This is a genomic window from Vibrio sp. 03_296, assembly GCF_002265885.1.
The window spans coordinates 1-1414 of record NZ_NPKW01000689.1 but is presented as its reverse complement, the minus strand read 5'-3'; the positions used below and the strand labels follow the sequence as shown (position 1 = coordinate 1414).

Sequence of the window (1414 nt, the reverse complement as noted above, 5' to 3'; positions counted from 1 at the left end):
ACGTTACTTTTAATGTGATAAGAGCCATGTTTATATGAATTTATTGCTCATTGTGTAATTACCGAAAGGGGAAGAGTGACAAAGAACAGGTTCACAAAGCCTTACTAGCCATGTGTTTCAAGCCATTGGCGAGCGAGCGAGGCTGCTAAGAGACTACAACTAGATATAACTGGCGGTTATGATTTCTTGCTTTTAATGCGTAAAAAATACTAAGAGAAAAGGTAGGGTTTTGAGCTAATGAAAAAAGAGTGAGCTTTAAAGTAAATTGGAGTTTTATTCTTTAAATAACAGTGTATTAATTTGTTTTTGAGTCCTACCTACTCTCGGCGGCGTTTTGTTCTAAGAGTAGTGACAGGTTGGGTGGAAAGTTGAGCTAATTTTATTGCGCAACTGGTTTTGGCTGAGCTCTCAGAGAAGTGAGTCACCACTCTGTTTTTCCCTAAGTTTTCGCACGTTGCAGAGCACGTTCTGCGTTTTCGATGGTCTCGTGGTAGCTCGGTGCAAGTTGTGTCAAGCCGACACTAATCGAGTATCCCACGGGCAATCCCCGCTTCAAGCAATCGCGTGTTACTGATGGCGTGCTTGAGCTCGTTAAGCTGCGTTTGCGCTTCATGGGCGTCGCTGGATTGAAATAATACGGCAAACTCTTCACTGCCATAACGAGCTAAACACAGCCCATTGGGTTTAGGAAAGGCATCGCGAATCATCTGAGCGGTTTTTCGGATCACCATATCCCCAACAGGATGGCCAAAGAGTCCTAATGCGTTGGAGTTGTCGATGTCGATCATCGCTAATAGAGGCTTCTTACCGAGCTCTCGCTGGACGGTATTGGCCAAGCTGGCTTTGTTTTCCAGTTGCGTCATCGGGTCTTGATGGCGTAACTGCTCATGCAACAGCAGATTGGATAACGTTGTTTTAGCATAGTTTTGCACTATGCTGATCACCGCTTTTGTGTTGGAAGCGTTTTCGCAGGTAGATCACACCATTTAAACGCTCTCCATCAAACAGCGCCATACGATAGTGATTGCCGTTGATTTGCAGTTTAACTGCCAGTGGATCGGCATCGTGCTGGTGGTGAAAGCTCAGAGCATTTGCCGATAATTGCGCAACCAAGTCATTCGTTTTGTAGCAAAGGTTTTTTATTGCCGTGATAGTCCAAGGTRGRAAACATCTGGTTGATGGGATCATAGRGGCAAAACTGAACCCCAGAGTTGAAGTAAAAACGGTTGAGTAAGATTTTGAGCTGTTGTTTGAAGTCGAGCAACGAGCGGCATTGACCCAATTGCGCTAGCTGATCGCTGAGTCGATAGCTTAAATAATTAATGATGATCGCCAGGCCAAGTAGTGAGGCGATCACCACCGCCGTGAGGCTAAATTGGTCGCTGCTTGAGAGTATGTCTGCTCGGTTGGTGCC

The 1414-nt window shown here is 45.4% G+C and carries 2 protein-coding genes and 1 pseudogene; all 3 read right to left on the bottom strand.

The window, feature by feature from the left end; all coding sequences use genetic code 11:
* Nucleotides 1-521: 521 nt before the first annotated feature.
* On the bottom strand, nt 522-932 hold the full coding sequence (locus CIK04_RS34330) for a GGDEF domain-containing protein (protein ID WP_325205889.1): 411 nt from the start codon (nt 930-932) through the stop codon (nt 522-524).
* Complete coding sequence (locus CIK04_RS34325) at nt 916-1113, bottom strand: hypothetical protein (RefSeq protein ID WP_325205888.1); 198 nt, start codon at nt 1111-1113, stop codon at nt 916-918. Before CIK04_RS34325 ends, CIK04_RS34330 begins: the two co-directional genes overlap by 17 nt.
* A 1-nt stretch (nt 1114) precedes the next feature.
* Nucleotides 1115-1414: pseudogene (locus tag CIK04_RS34320) on the bottom strand (diguanylate cyclase); the annotation flags it as partial.